We start from the raw sequence: 18,413 nt of genomic DNA on the forward strand, positions 1-18,413 counted from the left end.
CGGAAATGATTGGACGAGACGTATCGTCTTGTCTACGGTGCATCCATGACCTCGACCCCGCGTGCCCACATCGCCATGTTCTCCATCGCCGCCCACGGACATGTGAACCCGAGCCTCGACGTCATCCGGGAGCTCGTGGACCGGGGGCACCGCGTCAGCTACGCCATCCCCGCCGCGTTCGCCGGGAAGGTCGCCGCCACCGGCGCCGAACCCGTGATCTACACCTCCACCCTGCCCACCGACCCCGACGCCTGGGGCCCCGAGCCGATCGACTGCGTCGAACCGTTCCTCGACGACGCCCTGCAAGCCCATCCGCGGCTCGCGGACGCCTTCGCGGGAGACGAGCCCGACCTCGTCCTGCACGACATCACGTCCTACCCGGCCCGCGCCCTCGCCCACCGCTGGGGCGTCCCCGCCGTCTCCCTGTGGCCCAACCTCGTTCCGTGGGAGGGGTACGAGGAGGAGGTGGGCGACGCGGCGGACGCCGAGCTGATGCGTACCGAGCGCGGTCGTGCCTACTTCGCCCGCTTCGAGGGCTGGCTCGCCGCGAACGGCCTGGGCGGGCTCTCCGTCGGCGCGTACGTGGCCCGGCCGCGCCGCGCGCTCGCCCTGATCCCCGAGGCCCTCCAGCCGAACGCCGACCGGATCGACCGCGAGGTGTACACCTTCGTCGGCGCCTGCCAGGGCGAGCGCGCGGAGCAGGGGGAGTGGCGGCGGCCGGCGGGGGCGGAGAAGGTGCTCCTGGTCTCCCTCGGCTCCGCCGACACCAAGCGGCCCGCGTTCTACCGGGAGTGCGTGGCGGCCTTCGGCGGTCTGCCCGGCTGGCACGTGGTGCTCCAGATCGGCGCGCACGTGGACCCCGCCGAACTCGGCGCGGTGCCGGGCAACATCGAGGTGCTGCCCTGGGTGCCGCAACTGGCGGTGCTCAGGCAGGCGGACGCGTTCGTCACCCACGCGGGCGCGGGCGGCAGCCAGGAGGGCCTGGCCACCGGTACGCCGATGGTGGCGGTCCCGCTCGGCGTCGACCAGTTCAACAACGCCGACCGGCTCAGGGCGCTCGGCGTCGCCCGGCACGTCCCGTTCGAGGAGGCCGACGCGGCGACGCTGCGAGCCGCCGTGCTCGGCCTGGTCGGCGATCAGGAGGTGGCCGAGCGGTGCGCACGAGTGCGCGAGCAGACGGTGAAGGAGGGCGGCACCCGGCGGGCGGCGGATCTCATCGAGGCCGAACTGCCGCGCTGAGCGGACCTGTCCAACCGCTATCCGGACGTTCCGCAAACCCGCCCCGCACCGCTGTGAGCAGCGGTTTCGCGGGGCGGGGCCGCTCGGTGGGGGCGTCGGTAGCGCGAATCCGGGTCGAGCATCTGCACGCATCTCCTCGCGATTCCACAGACCTGACCCGGGAGTTCACCCCTCTCGCGCACACCTTCACGCACGTTCACGTGTCTTCACGAGTCGACCCGCCCGCTCCGCCGGCGTACGGGGCGCGTTCCGCAGCGGGGTGCCGTCGCCCGCCGTACCTCGGCGATATGTCCCTGACGCCTCTCTGACCAGGCGCGACGTGTCGATGGCATCCACTCGGCGCGCTGGTCCCGACTTGGCGGCGGGCGGCTCGCCACCGCCTCCGAAGGCACTCTTGCGGCGACGTTCGGCCATGGCCGATTTCTTATGACGCAGCGTCACCGGCCGTGCGGTCGCTGCGGGGAGGTCTTGATCTGTGCTCGTCAATCGGTCAGGGTTTCGAGCCAGCCCCCGGAGATCTTCCGGCCGGGGGCCAAATCCCCCCACATTGAGTGACGAGGAGTACCCTCTTCATGGCCAAGCACCAGCGCACCCGCCGGACCAAGCTGACCGCCGCGATCACCGCCGTGGCAGCCGCAGCCGGAGTCACCCTGCTCGGCACCTCGTTCGCCGGCGCGGCACCGGCCCCCATGGGCACGGTCTACGGCGCGGACGCCGCGACCGCGGTCTCCGGCAGCTACATCGTGATGCTCGGCGAAAAGGCGGACAAGTCGAAGCTCGCCGAGGAGTACGGCGGCAAGCTCAAGCGGAACTACTCCTCCAGCATCAACGGCTTCTCCGCCAGCGGCCTTTCGGAGACCGAGGCCAAGCGCCTCGCCGCCGACCCGGCCGTCGCCAAGGTGGTGCAGAACAAGAAGTTCAGCATCAACGCCACCCAGGACAACCCGCCGTCGTGGGGCCTGGACCGCATCGACCAGGCCGAGACCGCCGGCGACAAGGCGTACAACTACCCCGACGCCGCGGGCGAGGGCGTCACCGCGTACGTCATCGACACCGGGGTCCGCGTCACCCACGGCGACTTCGAGGGCCGGGCCACCTCGGGCTTCGACGCCGTGGACAACGACGACGACGCGAACGACGGCAACGGCCACGGCACCCACGTGGCGGGCACCATAGCCGGAGCCGCCCACGGCGTCGCCAAGAAGGCCAAGATCGTCGCCGTCCGCGTCCTGGACGACAACGGCTCGGGCACCACCGAGCAGGTCGTGGCCGGAATCGACTGGGTCGCCGCCAACGCCAAGGGCCCGTCCGTCGCCAACATGAGCCTCGGCGGCGGAGCCGACCCGGCTCTCGACGAGGCCGTGAAGAAGGCCATCGCCGCAGGCGTCACCTTCGGCGTGGCCGCGGGCAACGAGTCCGCCGACGCCGGCGAGGGCTCGCCCTCCCGGGTCCCCGAGGCGATCACCGTCGCCTCCTCCACGGCCGACGACAAGCAGTCGGACTTCTCCAACTACGGCTCGGTCGTGGACATCTACGCCCCGGGCTCGGACATCACGTCCGCCTGGAACGACAGCGACACCGGCACCAGCACCATCTCCGGCACGTCCATGGCGACGCCGCACGTCGTCGGCGCCGCCGCCATCTACCTGGGAGGCAACCCGGACGCCACCCCGGAGCAGGTCGCCACGGCGCTCACCGAGGGAGCCACCCCGGACGCCATCTCCAACGCGACCGAAGGAACGGCGAACAAGCTGCTCAAGATCGTCGAGTAGCAGCCGGCCGCCGGGCGGCGGCGCACACCCCCGCCGCCGCCCGGCGCCCCCCTCCCCCCGTGTACCGCAGCCGCCGCGCCCTCCCCCACGGGGCGCGGCGGCTGCGCGGCCCGGAAAGATCGTCCTATGGTGTGGATCCATGACGACGACGTACGCGGCGCTCCTGCGCGGCATCAACGTGAGCGGACGCAAGAGGGTTCCGATGCCGGAACTGCGCACCGTGCTCGCGGAGCTGGGGCACACCGGCATCGCGACCTACCTGCAGAGCGGCAACGCCGTGTTCCGCAGCGGCATCGAGGACGAGGACGCACTGGCCTCCGCCCTGGCGGCGGCGATCGAGAGACGGTTCGGCTTCTTCGTCGACTGCCTGGTGCGCGACGCCGCCTACCTGGCCGAGGTCGCCGACGCCTGCCCCTTCCCCGCCGCCGAACTGGAGGGCAGGCAACTCCACGTCACCTACTTCGACCGGGCCCCCGAGACCGGCCGCTTCGCGGAACTCGACGCGCCGGCCTTCCTGCCCGAGGAGTTCCGGCTCGGCGACCGCTGCCTCTACCTGTACGCACCCGACGGGCTCGGCCGCTCCAAGCTGGCCGAGGCGCTGGCCCGGCCCCGTACCACCGGCGGCCTCACCGCCACCACCCGGAACTGGAACACCGTGGCCGAACTCGTGAGGATGACCCGTGTCTGAGCCGACACCCGCCGTCGCCGCGGCCATCGAGGGCGAACTGCGCCTCCTGGACCCCGTCGTACGGGCCTCCGCCGATCTCCTCGCCGGGCTGCTGCACCCCGAGTTCCGGGAGATCGGCACCAGCGGGCGGCTCTGGGACCGGGACACCGTCATCGCGTCACTGATCTCGCACGACGCGCCGCGCCCCGGCCCGCTCACCGCCTCGCGGATGCGGGGCGTCCAGCTCTGCTCCGACCTGGTGCACCTCACCTTCGACACCGAGGCCAAAGGACTCCGCTCGCACCGGAGCTCGCTGTGGCGGCTGACCGAACCGGGCTGGCGGCTCTACTTCCACCAGGCGACCCCGTTCAGCGACGACGCGTCCGCCGAGATCTGAACGGCGTCCGCATGGCCCGCGGCCCGCGCCGCCCGCCGTACGGACGCCGCCGGGCTCAGATGCCGGCCGAGGCCATCTCGATGATGGAGCGGTAGTAGGCCGCCGTCGACACCACGCAGGCGCGGTAGCTCCGGTTGTCCTTCACCACCAGGAAGTAGTCCCGCAGGTTCTTCCAGTACTGGACGAGATAGCCGAGGCCGGGGATGAAGCCCGCCGGGCGCGGCACGAGGGCGAACGCCTCGGAGCACCGAAGGATGCGGTCGGTCGCCTCGGAGAGCACCCCCGCCACGTCGGCGTTCATGTTCCAGCCGGCCGCCAGCTCGGGGGTCCAGATCGCCCCGGCGATCTCCCTCAGCCGCTCCTGCTCCTCGGGCGTCGGGTCCGCCTGGAGCCGGAGCGGGGCCGCGGCCGGTGCGGCGGGCGCACCGCCGGCCGCCTGCGCCGGAGCCCCCGCTCCCACGCCGAGGAGCGCTCCGGCCAGCACCAGCGCCGTCGCCGTGGCTCTCACGGAACCGCGTCTTGTCATGATCGTCCCCTCCCGGTCGCCCGCCGTGCCGACGGGACCGCGCACGGTCCTTCCGCGCGAGGAGACGCTGACACGCCGCCCCCTGCCCGTCAACGGCGCCTCATCGGCCGTCGAGTACCGGCCACATCGATGCGATCCGGCCCGGTCCGGTTCGACGAGGTGCCCGCGCTCAGGCGGACAGCGGAACACGGGCGGCCGACCGCGCCCCGTCGTAGCGGTCCAGCAGCAGCCGGGCCAGTTCCGGCGCCGGACCCAGCACGTCGGCCAGCACGTCGGCCCCGGCCGCCTCGGCGCCCGCGGCGATGCGGTCGGGGAGCCGGCCGGGCGCGATGACGTACGGAGCCACCGCCACCCGGCGCACGCCCTCGGCGCGCAGGGCCCGTACCGCGTCCTCGGTACGGGGAAGGGATGCGGAGGCGAACGCAGGCCGCACGGCGCACCAACCGGTGTGCCGCAGCTCCCGCGCGATTTCAGCGATCACTGCGATCGCCTCCGGGTCCGAGGACCCCGCCGAGGCCAGGACGAGCCCGGTACGGGGACGGTCGCCGGGGACGGCCCCGGCCTCCCGCAGCCGCCGCTCCAACGTGGCGTTCAGCAGCGGGGACGGGCCGAGCACCTCGGCCCGGCGGATACGCAGCCCCGGCAGCCGGGCGCCGGCCTCGCGCAGGACCGAGGGGATGTCGGTCTTGGCGTGGAAGGCCCGGGTGAGCAGCAGCGGCAGGGCCACGACCTCGCCCGCCCCCTCCGCCGCCAGGCGCTCCAGCACCCGGGGCACGGAAGGGGCGTTGAAGTCCAGGAAGCCCGTCTCCACCCGCAGGCCGGGCCGCTCGGCCCGGACCCGCTCGGTGAGGGCGTGCACGGTCGCGGCGTGCCGCGGATCGCGGCTGCCGTGGGCGATGACGAGGAGGACGGGACGGGACATCAGGAGCCTTCAGTTCTTGACGAGGAGGCCGCGGCTGCGCAGCACCCACCGCTCCAGCGGGCTGAAGATCAGCAGGTCGATCGCGATGCCGACGAACAGGATGAGCAGGATCGAGAGGAAGATCCCGGGCATGTCGAAGTTGCTCCGCCCGTTCTCCAGCAACTGTCCCAGACCCAGTCCCAGTTCGGGCGACGACGCGATGATCTCGGCGGCCATCAGCGAGCGCCAGGAGAAGGCCCAGCCCTGCTTGAGTCCGGCCAGGTAGCCGGGCAGCGCGGCCGGCAGCACGATGTGCCACGTCCCGCGCAGCCCGGTGGCGCCCAGCGTCCGCCCCGCCCGCAGGAACAGCGGCGGCACCTGGTCGACGCCGGAGACGAGCCCGTTGGCGATCGAGGGCACCGCGCCCAGCAGGATCACCGCGAACATCATCTTGTCGTTCAGCCCGAGCCAGATCACCGCCGGGGCGACCCACGCCACCGACGGCAGCGACTGGAGCCCCGACAGGATCGGGCCGATCCCCGCGCGCACCAGCCGCACCCGGGCGACCAGCAGCCCCAGCGGCGTGCCGATGGCGACGGCGAGCAGGAAGCCGAGCAGGCCGCGCGAGACGCTGGTCCACACGACCTCCAGCAGCGTGCCCGCCAGCCACATGTCCGCGGCGCTGTCCCACACCGCGGACGGCGGCGGCAGCTTGTAGACCTCGGTGACCTCGGCCCGCACCAGCAGCTCCCAGGCCACCAGCACCAGGACGACCGCGACCAGGGGCGGCAGCACCTTGGAGACCAGCACCTCGCGCAGCGGCGTACGGCGCACCTGCACCGCGTCCAGGGCGTCGAGCCCGGCCTCCAGACCGGCCAGGTCGTCCGGCTTCGCGCCGCCCGGTCCGCCCGGCGCGTCCGGCCGTTTCCGGTCGGACGTGATGTCAGTGCTGGCCATGTCGGCGGATCTCCCCACGCAGTTGTTCGGTGATCTCGACGGACAGCTCCGCCACCGCCTTGTCCTCGATGCGGCGCGGCTGCTCGATGTCGACCGTCCACTCCCGGGCGATCCTGCCGGGCCGGGACGACAGCAGCACGACGCGCTGCGCGAGCCGTACGGCCTCGCGGACGTTGTGCGTGACGAAGAGGACCGAGGCGTTCGTCTCCCGCCAGATCCGGGTCAGCTCGTCGTGCAGCACATCGCGGGTGATGGCGTCCAGGGCCGCGAACGGCTCGTCCATCAGCAGCAGTTGGCTGTCCTGGGCGAGGGCGCGGGCCATCGCCACCCGCTGCCGCATACCGCCCGAGAGTTCGTGCACCCGCTTGCCGTACGCCCCGCCGAGGCGGACCAGTTCCAGCAGCCGCTCCGCCTCGGTGCGGCGGTCGGACTTGGCGACCCCGCGCAGCCGCAGGGCCAGTTCGATGTTCTTGCCCGCGGTGAGCCACGGGAAGAGGGCGTGCTCCTGGAACATCAGGGCCGGCCGCCCGCCGGGGGTCTCGATGGATCCCGCGGACGGGCGGTCGAGTCCGGCCACCAAGTTGAGCAGCGTCGACTTTCCGCACCCGGACGCCCCCAGGAGGGTGACGAACTCACCCGGAGCGACATCGAGGGTGATGTCGTCCAGGACGAGCTGCTGCCCCGTGGGTCCGGCGAAGGACTTGGAGACGTGCGCGAGACGGGCGGCGTGCTCGACCGTCGTACGGTCCTCGGCCTTGGTGAGGGTGGTGGTCGCCATGGTCGTCACCTCCTGGGAATCCTGGTGCGGATGGGCGGGCTACTTGACGCCGAGACCGGCGTCGTCGACCTCGGGCTCACCCGCGGCCTTGAGGATCTTGTTCAGCGGACGCAGGTCGTAGATGCCCTGGAGGTTCGGCTCCTCCAGCAGCCCCGCCTTCACCGCGTGGTCGGCCTGCGCGTCGAGCGTTCCGGCCAGCGGGTCGTCGGTGATCTGGATGGACTCCCACGCCGGGTCCAGGACCTCGTCGGGCAGCGGCTTGCCGCTCAGGCTCTCCAGGGCCTTGTTGGCGGAGGTCTTGGCCTTCTCCGGGTTCTCGTTGATCCACTTGTTGGTGTTCACCGAGCCCTTGAGGACCGCCTCGACCACGTCCGGGTGGGCGTCGAGGAACTTCTGCGACACGATGATGTTCGTGATCACGAACTTCTTCTCCGGCCACAGGTCCGTCTCGTCCAGCAGCACCTTCGCGCCCTCGGAGACCAGCTTGGAGGCGGTCGGCTCCGGGACCCACGCGCCGTCCAGCGAACCGGACCTGTAGGCGTCCGGCGTCACCTTGTTGTCCGAGCGGACCACCGAGACGTCGCCCTTGCCGCTCTGGGCGTCGACCTTCCAGCCCTTCTCGGAGATCCAGTTGAGGAACGCCACGTCCTGGGTGTTGCCGAGCTGCGGGGTGGCTATCCGCTTGCCCTTGAGGTCGTCCAGGGTCTTGATCTTCTTCGGGTTCACGACGAGCTTCACACCGCCGGAGGCGGAACCGCCGATGATCCGCAGGCCCTTGCCCTGGGACTTGGTGTAGCCGTTGATCGAGGGCGAGGGGCCGATGAAGCCGATGTCGATCGAACCGGCGTTGAGCGCCTCGATCTCGGAGGGGCCGGCGTTGAAGGTCGTCGACTCGACCTCGGTGCCGCCCAGCTCCTTCTGGATGGTGCCTTCCTGGATGCCGACCAGGGCGGTGGCGTGCGTGAGGTTCGGGAAGTAGCCGATCTTCACGGTGTCCGCGGAGAGCTTCTCGCCTCCGGCGGAGGTGTTCGACTTCTCGGCGCCCTCGTCCTTGGCCTCGGAGCCGTAGCCGCAGGCGGTGGCCGCGAGAGCGAGGAGGGGCAGCGCGGCGACGGCCGCGAGGGAGCGGCGGACGGTGGTACGGGGGGCAGGCACGGGAGGCTTTCCTCTCGTCGGCCCGGTGCTCACGTCCCGCAGTCAGTCAGGGGGCGTGTCCGGGAGATCGGCAGGTCTTCGGCGGTGCGGGCGGTGCGGGTGGTGCAGGTGGGCGCGCGAGCGGTGCGCGTACGTCATCACGCACATCGCCCGACCCCGCCCTGGCCGCTGCCGAGGGCGCCGCTGCCCACCCGGCCGCCCTCCTTCGCGAACGTGGAGAAGAAGTCGGTACCCATCAGAAGTCCCATGCGGCGTCGTCGGCGGTGTCGGCCGCGGCCTCGGCCACCGCGGCGGCCTCGGCGAAGGACGCCCCCGCCATGCCCGCCGAGAGCGTCGTCCCGTCCGCCGGATCGATCAGCAGAAACGATCCGGTGCGCCGGGAGTCGGCGTACGCGTCCAGCGCGAGCGGTTCGGCCGTCCGCACGACGACCCGCCCGATGTCGTTGGCCACCAGCTGCCCGGGGGCCGGGTGCTGGGAGAGGTCGTCGAGCGTGAGCCGGGACGGGATGTCCTTCACGATCGCCTTGACGGTGCGGGTGGTGTGCTTGAGTAGCACCCGCTGCCCGACCGAGAGCGGCTGGTCCGCCACGTGGCAGACGGTCGCCTCGACGTCCCGCGTGACGGCGGGGGAGTCGTCGGTCGGGGCGATGAGGTCGCCGCGCGAGATGTCGATGTCGTCGGCGAGCCGCAGGGTCACCGACTGCGGGGCCCAGGCGGTGTCCACGCTCGCGCCGAGCGCGTCGATGCCGGTGATCGTCGTGGTGCGTCCGGAGGGCAGTACGGAGACGGCCTCGCCGACCCGGAACACCCCGGCGGCGATCTGACCGGCGTACCCCCGGTAGTCGGGGTGTTCGGCGGTCTGCGGCCGGATCACGTACTGCACCGGGAAGCGCGCGTGGCACGCGGTGAGGTCGTGGCTGACGGGCACCGTCTCCAGGTGCTCCAGCACGGTCGGCCCGCCGTACCAGTCCATGTGCGCGGACGGCTCCACCACGTTGTCGCCGGCCAGCGCGGAGATCGGGATCGCGGTGATCTCCGGGACCCCGAGCGAGGCGGCGTAGGCGGTGAACTCCTCGGCTATGGCCGCGAAGACGGGCTCGGCGTAGTCGACGAGGTCCATCTTGTTCACCGCGAGCACCACGTGCGGGACGCGCAGCAGCGCGGCGACCGCCGCGTGCCGGCGGGTCTGCTCGACGACGCCGTTGCGGGCGTCGACCAGCACCACGGCCAGTTCCGCGGTGGACGCGCCGGTGACCATGTTGCGCGTGTACTGCACGTGGCCCGGGGTGTCGGCGAGGATGAACCGGCGGCGGGGGGTGGCGAAGTAGCGGTACGCGACGTCGATGGTGATGCCCTGCTCGCGCTCGGCCCGCAGCCCGTCGGTCAGCAGCGCCAGGTCCGGCGCGTCCTGGCCGCGGCTCAGCGACACCTGCTCGACGGCCTCCAGCTGGTCGGTGAGGACCGACTTGGAGTCGTGCAGCAGCCGTCCCACGAGGGTCGACTTGCCGTCGTCGACCGACCCGGCCGTGGCGAACCGCAGCAGGGTGGTGGCCGACAACTGCTCGGTGGTCGTGGTCATGGCTAGAAGTACCCCTCGCGCTTGCGGTCTTCCATCGCTGCCTCGGACATCTTGTCGTCGGCGCGGGTCGCGCCCCGCTCGGTGAGCCGGGAGGCGGCGATCTCGGTGATCACGGCGTCCAGCGTGGTGGCGTCGGAGTCGACGGCCCCGGTGCAGGACATGTCGCCGACCGTGCGGTAGCGCACCAGACGGGTCTCGGTGGGCTCGTGGTCCTTGGGGCCGCCCCAGTGACCGGCCGTCAGCCACATGCCGCCGCGGTCGAACACCTCGCGCTCGTGGGCGAAGTAGATCTCCGGCAGCTCGATGCCCTCGCGCGCGATGTACTGCCAGACGTCCAGCTCGGTCCAGTTGGAGATCGGGAAGACCCGGACGTGCTCGCCGGGCGCGTGCCGGCCGTTGTAGAGCTGCCACAGCTCGGGGCGCTGGCGGCGCGGGTCCCACTGCGAGAACTCGTCGCGCAGCGAGAACACCCGCTCCTTGGCGCGCGCCTTCTCCTCGTCGCGCCGCCCGCCGCCGAACACCGCGTCGAAGCGGTGCCGCTGGATCGCCTCCGTCAGCGGGACGGTCTGGAGCGGGTTGCGGGTGCCGTCGGGCCGCTCGCGGAGCTTCCCGGCGTCGATGTACTCCTGCACGGAGGCGACGTGCAGCCGCAGCCCGTGCTTCTTCACCGTGCGGTCGCGGTACTCCAGCACCTCGGGGAAGTTGTGGCCGGTGTCCACGTGCAGCAGCGTGAAGGGCACCGGCGCGGGCGCGAACGCCTTGAGCGCCAGGTGCAGCATCACGATGGAGTCCTTGCCGCCGGAGAACAGGATCACCGGCCGCTCGAACTCGCCCGCCACCTCGCGGAAGATGTGGACCGCCTCCGACTCCAGGGAGTCGAGGTGGCTGAGCGCGTACGGGTGGGCGGCGCCCTCCGGCACGGTGGTGACGGTGCTCACGCCAGGCCCCTCTCGGTGAGCAGCGCGTGGAGCGCCGCCGCTGACTCCCGCACGGTCTGCCGGTGCGACTCGATCCGCAGGTCGGGCGATTCGGGCGCCTCGTAGGGATCGTCGACGCCGGTGAGACCGCTGATCTCGCCCGCCGCCTGCTTGGCGTACAGGCCCTTCACATCCCGTACGGAGCACACCTCGACAGGCGTGGCCACGTGCACCTCCAGGTAGGTGGTGGACTCGGCCGCGTGCCGCTTGCGGACCGCCTCGCGGCTGTCGGCGAACGGGGCGATGACGGGGACCAGCACCTTTACGCCGTTGGCGGCCAGCAGTTCGGCGACGAAGCCGATCCGGGCCACGTTGGTGTGCCGGTCCTCACGGGAGAAGCCGAGGCCCGCCGAGAGGAACTCCCGGATCTCGTCGCCGTCGAGCACCTCCACCCGGTGGCCCTCGGTCCGCAGCCGGCCCGCCAGTTCGTACGCGACGGTGGTCTTGCCCGCGCTCGGCAGACCGGTGAGCCAGATCGTGGCTCCCGTCTCCGTCACGCTCATCGAAGTCTCCTGATCAGTCGTCATCAGCCGTGCAGCCCGCATTCGGTCTTGCCCCGCCCGGCCCAGCGGCCGGCCCGCGCGTCCTCGCCCTCCAGCACCCGGCGGGTGCAGGGCGCGCAGCCGACGGAGGCGTAACCGTCCATCAGCAGAGGGTTGGTGAGCACGCCGTGCTCGGCGACGTAGGCGTCCACGTCGTCCTGGGTCCAGCGCGCGATGGGCGAGACCTTGACCTTGCGGCGCTTGGCGTCCCAGCCGACGACCGGGGTGTTCGCCCGGGTCGGGGACTCGTCGCGGCGCAGCCCCGTCGCCCAGGCGCCGTACCCGGCCAGGCCGTCCTCCAACGGCTTGACCTTGCGCAGCGCGCAGCACAGGTCCGGGTCGCGGTCGTGCAGCTTCTCGCCGTGCTCGGCGTCCTGCTCGGCGACGGTCCGCCGCGGCGTGATGGTGATGACGTTGACGTCCATCACCGCGTCCACGGCGTCCCGGGTGCCGATGGTCTCGGGGAAGTGGTAGCCGGTGTCGAGGAAGACCACGTCGACGCCGGGCATCACCCGGGACGCCAGGTGCGCCACGACGGCGTCCTCCATCGAGGAGGTGACGCAGAAGCGCGGGCCGAACGTGTCGGCGGCCCAGGTGAGGATGGTGGCCGGCGAGGCGTCCTCCAGCTCTCGGCCCATCCGCTCGGCCAGCTCCGAAAGCTCCTGGTCGGTGAGGTCCCCTGCCCGCAGAGTGTCCGTCATGTCCGGTCTCCTTCGCCGTCGTCGCGCCGCACGCCCCGGGCCAGCAGGCCCAGGAACTTGAGCTGGAACGCGCGGTTGCAGGAGGCGCATTCCCACGCGCCGTGGCCGGTCTCGTTGGGCCGCAGGTCCTCGTCGCCGCAGTACGGGCAGTGGAACGGGGCGGCGCGCTCGCTCATGACAGCGACTCCGAACCGGCGCGCGCGGCCCAGGCGGCGAAGCGCTCGCCGTCCTCGCGCTCCTCCTGGAACCGGCCGAGCACCCGCTCGACGTAGTCCGGCAGTTCGGCCGAGGTGACCTTCAGCCCGCGCACCTTGCGGCCGAACCCGGCCTCCAGGCCGAGCGCCCCGCCCAGGTGTACCTGGTAGCCCTCGACCTGCTCGCCGTTCTCGTCCAGCATCAGCTGGCCCTTGAGGCCGATGTCGGCGACCTGGATGCGGGCGCAGGCGTTCGGGCAGCCGTTGATGTTGATGGTGATCGGGTGGTCGAAGTCCGGGATGCGGCGCTCCAGTTCGTCGATGAGCGAGGCGCCGCGCGCCTTCGTCTCGACGATCGCCAGCTTGCAGAACTCGATGCCGGTGCAGGCCATCGTGCCGCGCCGGAACGGGGACGGGGTGACCCGCAGGTCGAGCGCCTCCAGGCCGGAGACCAGGGACTCCACCTGCTCCTCGGCGACGTCGAGCACGATCATCTTCTGCTCGGCGGTGGTCCGCACCCGGCCCGAGCCGTGCGCGTCGGCCAGGTCGGCGATCTTGGTGAGGGTGGCGCCGTCGACCCGGCCGACGCGGGCGGCGAAACCGACGTAGAAACGGCCGTCCTTCTGCCGGTGCACGCCGAGGTGGTCGCGCCAGGTCTGCGCCGGCTGCTCCGGCGCGGGGCCGTCGGTCAGCTTGCGGCCCAGGTAGTCGTCCTCCAGCACCTGGCGGAACTTCTCCGCGCCCCAGTCCGCGACGAGGAACTTCAGCCGGGCGCGGGTGCGCAGCCGGCGGTAGCCGTAGTCGCGGAAGATGCCGATGACGCCGCCGTACACGTCGGCCACGTCGTCCAGCGGCACCCAGGCGCCCAGCCGCACCCCGAGCTTGGGGTTGGTGGAGAGCCCGCCGCCGACCCAGAGGTCGAAGCCCGGGCCGTGCTCCGGGTGGTCCACGCCGACGAACGCGATGTCGTTGATCTCGTGCGCCACGTCCAGCTGCGGCGAGCCGGAGACGGCGGACTTGAACTTGCGGGGCAGGTTGGAGAAGTCGGGGTTGCCGATGAACCGGCGCTGGATCTCCTCGATGGCGGGCGTGCCGTCGATGATCTCGTTCTCCGCGATGCCCGCGACGGGCGAGCCGAGGATCACGCGGGGCGTGTCGCCGCACGCCTCGGTGGTGGACAGGCCCACCTCCTCCAGGCGGCGCCAGATCTCCGGCACGTCCTCGATCCGGATCCAGTGGTACTGCACGTTCTGCCGGTCGGTGAGGTCGGCGGTGCCGCGCGCGAACTCCTGGGAGACCTCGCCGATCACCCGCAGCTGCTGGGTGGTCAGCCGGCCGCCGTCGATGCGGACGCGCAGCATGAAGTAGCGGTCGTCCAGCTCCTCCGGCTCCAGCACGGCGGTCTTGCCGCCGTCGATGCCGGGCTTGCGCTGGGTGTACAGGCCCCACCAGCGCATGCGTCCGCGCAGGTCGTTCGGGTCGATGGAGTCGAAACCGCGCTGGGAGTAGATCGTCTCAATACGTGTCCGTACGTTGAGACCGTCGTCGTCCTTCTTGAACTGCTCGTTCCCGTTGAGCGGGGTGTGGTGGCCCGCGGCCCACTGCCCCTCGCCACGATGGCGTCCGGCCTTGCGGCGGGGCGTGGTGGTCGCAGGCTGTTCCGGGGTGGCGGCCATGACGATACGTCCTTCGGGACTGCGGGAGGGCGGCTCTGAACGGCACACTCGCGCTGAGGCGCGGCGGTGCGCGGACGGTGCAGAGGTACGTGCGGGTGCGGCGGCGCTGGGACTCTCAGCCCGCCGGACAGATGGCGCTGGACATGCGGCCGAGGTCGACGTGGCGTCGACTCACCAAGGCAATTCCAGGTCCGAACATGACGGAAGCGTGTCACGCGCATCTCCGGGCAGTCCACCACGATCCATTATGTGGACGACATGGTCCCATCATGCGAGACATTGTGGTGGCCGTCACCCACCACCACCCCGGCATTCCGGTCCAAACCGACCCTACGCCGACCGAACGCCCGTGGACAGCAGGCTCCGCCGACGGAACGGTGAGGCGATCAGGAGGAGTACGCCCCGGGCCACGGCCCCGGCGTCGCCACGTCCGGGGCCGTCTCGGTCCTCGTGTCGAAGAGCCGGAAGCCCCGCCGCAGGTAGTTGTCCATCGCGTGCGGCCCGTCGTCGGAGCAGGTGTGCAGCCACACCCGCCGCGTCGCCGTCCGTCCGGGCCAGCGGTCCGCCAGGTCCCAGGCGCGCGCCGCTCCGTACGACAGGAGGTGGCCGCCGACGCCCCGGCCCCGGAAGGCCGGGATCAGCCCGAAGTACAGGATCTCCACGACGCCGTCGTCCTGCGGGTCCAGCTCGACGTACCCGGCCGGCGTCCCCTTCTCGTACGCCACCCAGGTCTCCACGCCGGGCCGCTCCAGGGACTCCCGCCACTGGGCATGCGTCATCCCCAGCCGGTCGGTCCACCGGATGTCGCCGCCGACCGCCGTGTACAGGAACCGGCTGAACTCCGGCAGCGGAATCTCGGACCGGACGATCCGCAGATCGCCCTCCGGGACGGCGGCCGGCCGCAGGTCGGCGGGCGAGGTCTGCTCCAGCGACCACACGGTCACCTCGGAGACGGACGGGGCGGACGGCACGGGGTTGCTCATGGCGGCCAGAAAACCATGCCGCGCCCGCCGCCCGCACAGCGGCCCCGCCCCGCCCGGCCCCGCCCCGCCCACGCCGCCCCCACAGCCGCGGTCAGGGCTCCGCCGCCGCCCGCGACGCCGTGACCACCGGGGCCGTGGACCAGGGCAGCAGGTCGGCCGGGTGCTCCGGATGGACCACCTCCACCTCCACCCCGTCGCCGAAGCGGTACGGGCGGTGGGCGAGCACCTCCGCCAGATGCCGCCGCAGCCGGGAGACCTCGGCCCGCACCGTCACCGTGCGGGTCGCGTCCCCGAACAGGTCCCGCGCCAGCTCGGACGCCGTACGCCCCTCGCGGTGCACCGCCAGCGCGTACAGCAGCTCCGCGTGGCGCGGCGAGAGGGGCTGCGTACAGGCGCCCAGCGGCCCGGTCAGACGTACGGCGAGCGCCCGCGGCCGGCTCAGGTCGAGCTCCACCCGGCGCGGCGGTCCCTCGCCCCCGCCGTCCGCCACCCGCACCAGCCAGCCCCCGGGCAGCGGCTCCACCCGGCACATGCCGAGCGAGGGCAGCCACACCGGGCCGGGCCGCAGCGACTTCGGCAGCGGCAGCCGGTCCACCGGCGGCATCCCGGTCACCGCGGCCAGCCGGCCGTGCGCGTCCACCGCCAGCGCCCGGCCCTCCAGCCGGCACAGGATCGGCGCGGCCACCGAACGCAGCCGCTCGATCGCCGCCAGATGGCGGGTGCGGATCTCGGCCTCGGCCAGCCGGGCGACGGAGTCCACCAGGGCCAGGGTCGCCGGGTGGAAGGTCGACGCCGGACCGCTGACGTCCACGATGCCCACCAGACGCCCGTCCCGCGGATCGCGGACCGGAGCCGCCGCGCACGTCCAGTCGTGCAGCGCCCGGACGAAGTGCTCGGCCGAGTGAACCTGGACGGGGGCGCGGGTGGCCAGCGCCGTGCCGATCGCGTTCGTGCCGGTCGCCGTCTCGCTCCAGGCGGCCCCCTCCTCCAGGCAGATGCCGTGCGCCCGCCGCAGCACCCCGGCGTCGCCCTGCCGCCACAGCACCCGGCCCTCCCCGTCCGTGACGACCATGATCTGCTGCGAGGCGTCGGCGATGGACGCCAGCCCGGCCCGCAGCAGCGGCATCACCTCGCCGAGCACCGTGCCGCGCCGCCGGTGTTCGATCTCGTCCGCGCCCAGCAGCTCGCTCTCCGGCGACTGCTCGGGATCGACGCCGCTGCGCGCCGCCCGGTTCCAGGAGGCGTCGATCTCCGCCCGCGGCACGACGGAGGCCCGTTCGCCGGACAGCCGGGCCTCCCGCGCCCGGTGGAGCAGCCGGGTCGCCCGGTCCGCCTCCCGGCCGACCACCCGCACCATCCCGGCAGCACGCGACTCGGTCATGGTCCCCCCCGTTCCCCCCCGAACGCTTCCGGGTCCTGCGGCCCACCACTCCTGGCCGCCGGTCCCCGGGTCCATCACATCATTCTGCCGCCGCCCCGTCCGCCCGACGTGCGGTTTCCCCACCGTTGCAACCCCCTGCAACTCTGGCGGGGCTCCACCGGACCGTACGAGAGTGGCAGGACACCGTACGCCGGGCCCGTGTCCGGCGGACGGTGCAGCACCAGCGGGGAGGGTGGTGCCGTGTCGGCGCAGCACCACCCTCCATCGCCTCCCGCCCCGGAGACCGCCTCTTCTCCCGGAGTCCGCCGGTCCTCCCGGGAGGCCGCCGGTCCCCTAGAAGACCGCCGGCCGCGCCCGTTCCACCACCGAGGCCAGATCCAGCGTGTGCGGCAGCGTCCCGAACGCCGCGCCCCCATCGCCGCCCAGCCGCGAGGCGCAGAACGCGTCGGCCACCTCCGGCGGCGCCCAGCGCACCAGCAGCGACCCCTGGAGCACCAGCGCGACCCGCTCCGCCAGCCGTCGGGCCCGCCCCTCCACGCCCGCCAGATCGGCCAGCTCGGTCAGCAGATCCTTGATCGCCGCGTCCAGCCGGTGATCGGCCCCGCGCGCCCTGCCGACCTCCCGCAGGAACGCGTCCAGCGCCCGCGGCTCCCGTTGCAGGGCGCGGAGCACGTCCAGCGCCTGCACGTTGCCCGAGCCCTCCCAGATGGAGTTGAGCGGCGCCTCGCGCAGCAGCCGCGGCATGCCCGACTCCTCCACGTACCCGTTGCCGCCCAGGCACTCCAGCGCCTCCCCGACCACCGGGGTGCACCGCTTGGTCACCCAGTACTTCGCGGCGGGCACGGCGAGCCGCAGGAAGGCCCGCTCCTCCTCGGTGTCCGCGTCGTACGCGGCGGCCAGCCGCAGCGCCAGGACCGTCGCCGCCTCCGACTCCAGCGCCAGGTCGGCCAGCACGTTGCGCATCAGCGGCTTGTCGATCAGCGGCCCGCCGAACACGCTGCGGTGGGCGCTGTGGTGGACCGCCTGTGCCACCGCCTGCCGCATCAGCGCCGCCGAACCCACCACGCAGTCGAGCCGGGTGGCCGCCACCATCTCGATGATGGTGCGCACCCCGCGCCCCTCCTCGCCGACCCGGCGGGCCCACGTCCCGTCGAACTCGATCTCGCCGGACGCGTTGGACCGGTTGCCCAGCTTGTCCTTGAGCCGCTGGATCGCGAACACGTTGCGCGTGCCGTCCGGCAGCACCCGCGGCACCAGGAAGCAGCTCAGCCCGCCCGGCGCCTGCGCCAGCACCAGGAAGCCGTCGGACATCGGCGCCGAGCAGAACCACTTGTGCCCGGTGAGCAGGTACGCCCCCTCGCCGTCGCCCGGGACGGCCTCGGCGCGCGTCGTGTTGGACCGCACGTCGGTGCCGCCCTGCTTCTCCGTCATGCCCATCCCGAAGAGCACCCCGGCCTTCCGTCCCGCCGGCCGCAGCCCCTCCTCGTACACGTGCGAGGTCAGCAGCGGCTCCCACTCGGCGGCCAGCGCCGGGTCGGTCCGCAGCGCGGGCACGGCGGCGTGCGTCATCGACAGCGGGCACCCGTGCCCCGCCTCGGCCTGCGTCCAGACCAGGAAACCGGCCGCGCGCCGCACATGGCCCGAGGGGCGGCCCCAGGCGTCGGTCAGACCGGCCGAGACGGCGTGGCCGAGCAGCCGGTGCCAGGACGGATGGAACTCCACTTCGTCGATGCGGTGCCCGTAGCGGTCATGGGTGCGCAGTACCGGCGGATGCGCGTTCGCCTGCGCCCCCCACTCCTGGGCCTGCGCGGAGCCCGCGGACCGGCCGAGCTCGCCGAGCTCCTCCAGGGCCGCGGGCAGGACGTCCGGCCCGACGTGCCGCTCGACGGCCTCGGACAGGGCCCGGTCGGCGGTGAAGACGTCGTAGCCGACCAGCGGCGGAACCTGATTGGTCACTGTGTGGGTGGTGGCTGCCATGCCGATACGGT

Annotated in this window: 19 protein-coding genes; 4 read left to right on the forward strand and 15 right to left on the reverse strand. The window is 72.6% G+C overall.

The features are described from left to right. The first annotated feature begins 45 nt into the window (after positions 1-45). From EES43_RS25210 to EES43_RS25225, 4 genes are all read left to right on the forward strand, one after another. Complete coding sequence (locus EES43_RS25210; protein WP_124270856.1) at positions 46-1,239, forward strand: macrolide family glycosyltransferase; 1,194 nt, start codon at positions 46-48, stop codon at positions 1,237-1,239. Positions 1,240-1,811: 572 nt separating this feature from the next. Further along, positions 1,812-3,011 (forward strand): S8 family peptidase, encoded by a 1,200-nt coding sequence (locus EES43_RS25215; RefSeq protein WP_124270857.1) that lies wholly within the window; start codon positions 1,812-1,814, stop codon positions 3,009-3,011. A gap of 139 nt (positions 3,012-3,150) precedes the next feature. After that, the gene (locus EES43_RS25220) at positions 3,151-3,699 is read left to right on the forward strand and encodes a DUF1697 domain-containing protein (RefSeq protein WP_124270858.1); all 549 of its coding nucleotides are present in this window, start codon (positions 3,151-3,153) and stop codon (positions 3,697-3,699) included. Beyond that, positions 3,692-4,075: a nuclear transport factor 2 family protein gene (locus tag EES43_RS25225; RefSeq protein WP_124270859.1), complete on the forward strand. Its 384-nt coding sequence runs from the start codon at positions 3,692-3,694 to the stop codon at positions 4,073-4,075. Before EES43_RS25220 ends, EES43_RS25225 begins: the two co-directional genes overlap by 8 nt. A gap of 55 nt (positions 4,076-4,130) precedes the next feature. Here the strand turns inward: EES43_RS25225 and EES43_RS25230 are convergent, their stop codons facing one another. From EES43_RS25230 to EES43_RS25295, 15 genes are all read right to left on the reverse strand, one after another. Then, on the reverse strand, positions 4,131-4,601 hold the full coding sequence (locus EES43_RS25230; protein ID WP_124270860.1) for a hypothetical protein: 471 nt from the start codon (positions 4,599-4,601) through the stop codon (positions 4,131-4,133). Between the two features lie 169 nt (positions 4,602-4,770). Then, positions 4,771-5,523: a sirohydrochlorin chelatase gene (locus EES43_RS25235; RefSeq protein ID WP_124270861.1), complete on the reverse strand. Its 753-nt coding sequence runs from the start codon at positions 5,521-5,523 to the stop codon at positions 4,771-4,773. Positions 5,524-5,532: 9 nt separating this feature from the next. Beyond that, a complete protein-coding gene (locus EES43_RS25240; RefSeq protein WP_124270862.1) occupies positions 5,533-6,459 on the reverse strand; it encodes an ABC transporter permease in 927 nt (308 codons plus the stop codon). After that, entirely contained in the window at positions 6,446-7,237 is a 792-nt protein-coding gene (locus tag EES43_RS25245) for an ABC transporter ATP-binding protein (RefSeq protein WP_124270863.1), read from the reverse strand. Before EES43_RS25245 ends, EES43_RS25240 begins: the two co-directional genes overlap by 14 nt. Positions 7,238-7,276: 39 nt before the next feature. Next, entirely contained in the window at positions 7,277-8,392 is a 1,116-nt protein-coding gene (locus tag EES43_RS25250) for an aliphatic sulfonate ABC transporter substrate-binding protein (protein WP_124270864.1), read from the reverse strand. Positions 8,393-8,627: 235 nt separating this feature from the next. Beyond that, the gene (locus EES43_RS25255; RefSeq protein WP_124270865.1) at positions 8,628-9,971 is read right to left on the reverse strand and encodes a sulfate adenylyltransferase subunit 1; all 1,344 of its coding nucleotides are present in this window, start codon (positions 9,969-9,971) and stop codon (positions 8,628-8,630) included. 2 nt (positions 9,972-9,973) lie between these two features. Beyond that, positions 9,974-10,909 carry a sulfate adenylyltransferase subunit CysD gene (gene cysD, locus EES43_RS25260; protein WP_124270866.1) on the reverse strand — a complete coding sequence of 312 codons (936 nt, stop codon included), beginning with the start codon at positions 10,907-10,909 and terminating at the stop codon, positions 9,974-9,976. Continuing rightward, complete coding sequence (gene cysC, locus EES43_RS25265; RefSeq protein WP_124270867.1) at positions 10,906-11,475, reverse strand: adenylyl-sulfate kinase; 570 nt, start codon at positions 11,473-11,475, stop codon at positions 10,906-10,908. The genes cysD and cysC overlap by 4 nt, the downstream gene beginning before the upstream one ends. After that, the gene (locus EES43_RS25270; RefSeq protein WP_124270868.1) at positions 11,475-12,191 is read right to left on the reverse strand and encodes a phosphoadenylyl-sulfate reductase; all 717 of its coding nucleotides are present in this window, start codon (positions 12,189-12,191) and stop codon (positions 11,475-11,477) included. Before EES43_RS25270 ends, cysC begins: the two co-directional genes overlap by 1 nt. Beyond that, a complete protein-coding gene (locus tag EES43_RS25275; RefSeq protein ID WP_124270869.1) occupies positions 12,188-12,367 on the reverse strand; it encodes a hypothetical protein in 180 nt (59 codons plus the stop codon). Before EES43_RS25275 ends, EES43_RS25270 begins: the two co-directional genes overlap by 4 nt. Continuing rightward, the gene (locus EES43_RS25280; RefSeq protein ID WP_124270870.1) at positions 12,364-14,061 is read right to left on the reverse strand and encodes a nitrite/sulfite reductase; all 1,698 of its coding nucleotides are present in this window, start codon (positions 14,059-14,061) and stop codon (positions 12,364-12,366) included. The genes EES43_RS25275 and EES43_RS25280 overlap by 4 nt, the downstream gene beginning before the upstream one ends. Positions 14,062-14,176: 115 nt before the next feature. Next, the gene (locus tag EES43_RS31885) at positions 14,177-14,260 is read right to left on the reverse strand and encodes a putative leader peptide (RefSeq protein ID WP_346774365.1); all 84 of its coding nucleotides are present in this window, start codon (positions 14,258-14,260) and stop codon (positions 14,177-14,179) included. A gap of 187 nt (positions 14,261-14,447) precedes the next feature. Next, complete coding sequence (locus EES43_RS25285; RefSeq protein WP_124270871.1) at positions 14,448-15,044, reverse strand: GNAT family N-acetyltransferase; 597 nt, start codon at positions 15,042-15,044, stop codon at positions 14,448-14,450. A 91-nt stretch (positions 15,045-15,135) separates the two neighbouring features. Then, on the reverse strand, positions 15,136-16,425 hold the full coding sequence (locus tag EES43_RS25290; protein ID WP_241192531.1) for a helix-turn-helix domain-containing protein: 1,290 nt from the start codon (positions 16,423-16,425) through the stop codon (positions 15,136-15,138). A gap of 333 nt (positions 16,426-16,758) precedes the next feature. Beyond that, positions 16,759-18,402: an acyl-CoA dehydrogenase family protein gene (locus EES43_RS25295; RefSeq protein ID WP_124270872.1), complete on the reverse strand. Its 1,644-nt coding sequence runs from the start codon at positions 18,400-18,402 to the stop codon at positions 16,759-16,761. Positions 18,403-18,413 lie beyond the last annotated feature (11 nt).

Origin of the sequence: Streptomyces sp. ADI96-02 (genome assembly GCF_003846185.1) — a bacterium.
GTDB lineage: Bacteria > Actinomycetota > Actinomycetes > Streptomycetales > Streptomycetaceae > Streptomyces.

Coding starts and splice junctions, on each gene's coding strand:
- EES43_RS25210 (WP_124270856.1), top strand. CDS start 46: ATGACCTCGACCCCGCGTGCCCACATCGCCATGTTCTCCATCGCCGCC.
- EES43_RS25215 (WP_124270857.1), top strand. CDS start 1,812: ATGGCCAAGCACCAGCGCACCCGCCGGACCAAGCTGACCGCCGCGATC.
- EES43_RS25220 (WP_124270858.1), top strand. CDS start 3,151: ATGACGACGACGTACGCGGCGCTCCTGCGCGGCATCAACGTGAGCGGA.
- EES43_RS25230 (WP_124270860.1), bottom strand. CDS start 4,601: ATGACAAGACGCGGTTCCGTGAGAGCCACGGCGACGGCGCTGGTGCTG.
- EES43_RS25235 (WP_124270861.1), bottom strand. CDS start 5,523: ATGTCCCGTCCCGTCCTCCTCGTCATCGCCCACGGCAGCCGCGATCCG.
- EES43_RS25240 (WP_124270862.1), bottom strand. CDS start 6,459: ATGGCCAGCACTGACATCACGTCCGACCGGAAACGGCCGGACGCGCCG.
- EES43_RS25245 (WP_124270863.1), bottom strand. CDS start 7,237: ATGGCGACCACCACCCTCACCAAGGCCGAGGACCGTACGACGGTCGAG.
- EES43_RS25255 (WP_124270865.1), bottom strand. CDS start 9,971: ATGACCACGACCACCGAGCAGTTGTCGGCCACCACCCTGCTGCGGTTC.
- cysC (WP_124270867.1), bottom strand. CDS start 11,475: ATGACGACTGATCAGGAGACTTCGATGAGCGTGACGGAGACGGGAGCC.
- EES43_RS25270 (WP_124270868.1), bottom strand. CDS start 12,191: ATGACGGACACTCTGCGGGCAGGGGACCTCACCGACCAGGAGCTTTCG.
- EES43_RS25275 (WP_124270869.1), bottom strand. CDS start 12,367: ATGAGCGAGCGCGCCGCCCCGTTCCACTGCCCGTACTGCGGCGACGAG.
- EES43_RS25280 (WP_124270870.1), bottom strand. CDS start 14,061: ATGGCCGCCACCCCGGAACAGCCTGCGACCACCACGCCCCGCCGCAAG.
- EES43_RS31885 (WP_346774365.1), bottom strand. CDS start 14,260: ATGTTCGGACCTGGAATTGCCTTGGTGAGTCGACGCCACGTCGACCTC.
- EES43_RS25285 (WP_124270871.1), bottom strand. CDS start 15,044: ATGAGCAACCCCGTGCCGTCCGCCCCGTCCGTCTCCGAGGTGACCGTG.
- EES43_RS25290 (WP_241192531.1), bottom strand. CDS start 16,425: ATGACCGAGTCGCGTGCTGCCGGGATGGTGCGGGTGGTCGGCCGGGAG.
- EES43_RS25295 (WP_124270872.1), bottom strand. CDS start 18,402: ATGGCAGCCACCACCCACACAGTGACCAATCAGGTTCCGCCGCTGGTC.